This is a genomic window from Luteibacter sp. (assembly GCF_051958795.1).
GTDB lineage: Bacteria > Pseudomonadota > Gammaproteobacteria > Xanthomonadales > Rhodanobacteraceae > Luteibacter.
The window spans coordinates 1-3,765 of sequence record NZ_JBQCFT010000182.1; the positions used below are offsets into that span (position 1 = coordinate 1).

Annotated in this window: 3 protein-coding genes; 2 read left to right on the plus strand and 1 reads right to left on the minus strand. The window is 66.6% G+C overall.

Annotated elements, in window-relative coordinates; translation table 11 throughout:
- Window positions 1-55: 55 nt before the first annotated feature.
- Window positions 56-310, minus strand: a complete 255-nt coding sequence (locus tag ACTHLF_RS09425; RefSeq protein WP_440326866.1) for a CsbD family protein — start codon at window positions 308-310, stop codon at window positions 56-58.
- A gap of 151 nt (window positions 311-461) precedes the next feature.
- Between ACTHLF_RS09425 and ACTHLF_RS09430 the strand changes: the two genes are divergently transcribed.
- Window positions 462-3,059 carry a TIM-barrel domain-containing protein gene (locus tag ACTHLF_RS09430; RefSeq protein ID WP_440326868.1) on the plus strand — a complete coding sequence of 866 codons (2,598 nt, stop codon included), beginning with the start codon at window positions 462-464 and terminating at the stop codon, window positions 3,057-3,059.
- A 161-nt stretch (window positions 3,060-3,220) separates the two neighbouring features.
- Window positions 3,221-3,765, plus strand: a 545-nt coding sequence (locus tag ACTHLF_RS09435; RefSeq protein WP_440326870.1) for a glycine betaine ABC transporter substrate-binding protein, incomplete at its 3' end; no start/stop codon positions are given.

Below are 3,765 nucleotides of genomic sequence, written 5' to 3' on the forward strand. Positions count from 1 at the left end.
AGGTTTCGGTAACCCCCATCGCGCGCAAGCGCGCTCCCACAGTTTTCAGGCCGACTTAGTCGCGGCGGGCTAGCAACATGCCTACCAGGATGCCGACGCCGAAGCCGCTCAGGATCGCGCCCAGCGGGCGGTGGGCGACGACGTCGCGGACGGTCTCGACCGCATCGCCCGCCTTCTGCTGGACACGGCCTGCCGCTTCACGGACCGCGCCCTGGCCTTCAAGGTCATGGTCACCGGTAAGGGCGCCTGCGGCACGCTGGACCCGGCCGCCGATGGTGTTCGCTGCGCCGCGGACTTGATCTTCGTTCATGGTGGTACTCCCTCCGTCACGTTGTCAGAGTGCGACCTTGCCGTGCCGCAAGTGCAGGAATCGCCAATTCGGTGTCAAACCTTCACCGGCACACCATGCGGCGACGCGTCATAATCGACCACCTCTGGTTATGACGAGGTGCGCGAAGCCCATGGCAGCCACGAACGACCTCCCGCCCCAGGCCGGCGCCGCCGCCTGGCCCGAGGCCACGATCGAGCGCGGGACGGTGCGCTTCACCGTACTTTCCCCGCGGCTCATCCGGCTGGAGTGGAGCGCCGAGGGCGTCTTCCGCGATATCCGTACCCAGGTCGTCGTGCACCGGGCGCTGGACGTGCCGCCCTTCCACATCGAGGAAGACGACACGACGCTGCAGATCGATACCGGCCTGCTGCGCGTGCGCTACACCAAGGACTCCGGCCGGTTCACCGAGGACAACCTGTCGGTCGTCGTGCGGGGCCCGGGCCAGGAACTGACGTGGCATCCGGGCGACGTGCAGAAGCACAACCTCGGCGGCACCTACCGCACGCTCGACCGTTACGACGGTGATACCTGGCAGGACGGGACCAGGCTCCCGCTGGAAGAGGGCCTGATCGCGCGCGATGGCTGGCACGTGGTCGATGACACGGGCAGCTTCGGCATCGACGATGAAGGCTGGGTCGCCGGGCAGGCCGAGGGTGAGCGCCAGGACTGGTACTTCTTCGGCTACGGGCACGACTTCAGGGCCGCGATCGCCGATTTCGCGGCCATCGCCGGGCCGCAGCCGATCCCGCCGCGCTTCGTCTTCGGTTACTGGTGGTCGCGTTACTGGAACTACTCGGACGAGGAGCTGCGCACGCTCGGCGCGCGGTTCGAGAAGGAGCGTATCCCGCTCGATGTGCTGGTGCTGGACATGGACTGGCATACGACGCCCGGCTTATCGCTGCGGCCGGGGCATGAGCACAAGGATGTGTTCGGTGAGCAATCCGGCTGGACCGGTTATACCTTCAACCGCAGCCTGTTCCCCGATCCCGCGGCCTTCATGCGCTGGGCGCATGGCGAGAACCTGCACATCACGCTGAACCTGCACCCGGCTTCGGGCGTCATGCCGCACGAGGAAAACTACGAGGCGATGGCGAAGGCGCTGTCGTGGGATACCTCGACGAAGGCACCCATCCCGTTCGAGGGCACGTCGCAGCCGTACATGCGCGCCCTGTTCGATACGATCCTGGTGCCGCTCGAGAAGCAGGGCGTGGATTTCTGGTGGCTCGACTGGCAGCAGTGGAAGGATTCGAAGGCGTTCCCCGGCCTTTCGAACACGTGGTGGCTCAACCATGTGTTCTTCACCGAGATGCAGCGCGAGAGCGACCAGCGCGGCCTGATCTACCACCGCTGGGGCGGGCTCGGGAATCATCGTTACCCGATCGGCTTCTCGGGCGACAGCGTCATCAGCTGGAACTCGCTCGCGTTCCAGCCGCATTTCACCGCCATGGATTACAACGTGCTGTACGGCTACTGGAGCCACGACATCGGCGGGCACACCTTCGACAAGGCGATCCCGCGGCCGGAGCGCCACCTCGATCCGGAGCTGTACGCGCGCTGGATGCAGCTGGGTGTGTTTTCGCCCGTGCTGCGCACGCATTCGGCGAAGGAGGCGAGCCTGCACAAGGAGCCGTGGCATTTCGGGCCGCCGTATGGCGACGCGGTGTTCGCGGCGATCCGCCTGCGTTACCAGCTGGCGCCGTACATCTATGGCGCCGCGCGCGATGCATACGACACGGGCCTGTCGATCGTGCGGCCCATGTATTACCACTGGCCTGAGCACGAAGAGGCGTACACGAACCCGTCACAATACATGTTCGGCAACGACATCCTCGTGGCGCCGGTGACGACGCAGGTGGGTGAAGACGGCACCGTGCCGTTCCCGGTCTGGCTACCGCCGGGTATGTGGTACAGCCGTGATGGCGCGGAATCGTACGAAGGCGGCGGCATCCTCGCGCGTTCGTACAACCTGGAAGAAATCCCGATTTTCGTGCGCCCGGGCAGCGTGGTGCCGCTTTATCCGGAGGGCATGCGTAACCTGTCGACGGTGCCCGATACGCTGATCCTGCAGGTCTTTCCCGGAGAGGAAGGCCATACCGCGTTGTATGACGACGACGGTACGACACAGGGTTACCAGCGCGGCGCCTTCGCGCGGACCACCGTGCGCAGCCGGCGCGGCGATCGTGCGCACCGTGTGCATATCGACGCGATGGACGGCGAGTACACCGGCCGGCCGACGACCCGGCGCTACGTGGTCGAGCTGCTTGATGCGGGCATCCCGGAGAGCGTCGAAGTGAATGGCGAGGCGCTGCCATATAGCGACGAGCCGCGGCCTCGTACGTGGTTGTTCGATCCCGCGTGGCTGTGCATCCGCATCGACCTCGGGTCTCGCCTTGTCAGCCGGCCGCAGGACATCGTGGCCCGCTTCGCCCCCGAGCACTCGATGCCACGCGGCCTGTTGCATCGCATGCGCCGCGCGCGCGATGCGGTGCTGTACCTGAAGCAGGTGTGGGGCGATATCTCCGCGCTGCCCGACGACGTGGACCTGGCGGGGCAGGCTGCACGCGTGCTGTCGTACGCGATGGCCGGTGATGGCGAAGGCCGCGCCGAGCGCTTCAGCCGCGCCGTCGCGGAGTTCGAGGCACGCTTCAAGGGCCTGCCCGCCAGCGTCGACGCCACCCCGATCGACCCGGCGTTCAAACGCACCTTCACGGACCTGCTCCTGCGATGACGCGCACCGCCTGTGGGAGCGTGCTTGCACGCGATGGCTACTTGCGAAACCTATCGCCATCGCAACCACCCACCGCCCGTAGGAGCCCACCCTGTGGGCGACAGCTTTCGCGAAAGACCGGCAGGGCCTGTGGCGGTGGGGCGAAAGGCGTCGCCCACAGGGTGGGCTCCTACGTTGTCCTGCTCTGCGCGCTTTTGCTATCGCTAGGTGCCTCGGCCCAGGAGGCCGTGCGCGTCGGCTCCAAGGCCGACAACGAAGGCGCATTCCTCGGCCAGGTGGTGTTGCAGGTGCTGAAGCGCGAGGGGATCCCGGTCGTGGACCGCACCCAGCTCGGGCCTACCTCGATCGTCCGGCGTGCGTTGCTCGGTGGCGATCTCGATGTGTATCCGGAGTACACGGGTAATGCCGCGTTCTTCTTCCACCGCGAAAGCGACCCGGCGTTTCGCGATGCCGCGAAGGCTTACGCGCTGGCCGCTTCACTGGACGAGGGGAACCATGTGACGTGGCTGAAGCCGGCGCCGGCGGACAACCATTGGGCGATCGGTGTGCGCAGGGATGTGGCGGAGGCGGAAGGGCTGCGGTCGTTGGTGGATTTTGCGCGGTGGGTGAATGGTGGGGCTGCGGTAACGCCGATCGCGCGCAAGCGCGCTCCCACGGGGGCCGGGCAAGGGGCTGGCGCTTGTGGGGATCAGCCTTTGTGGGAGCG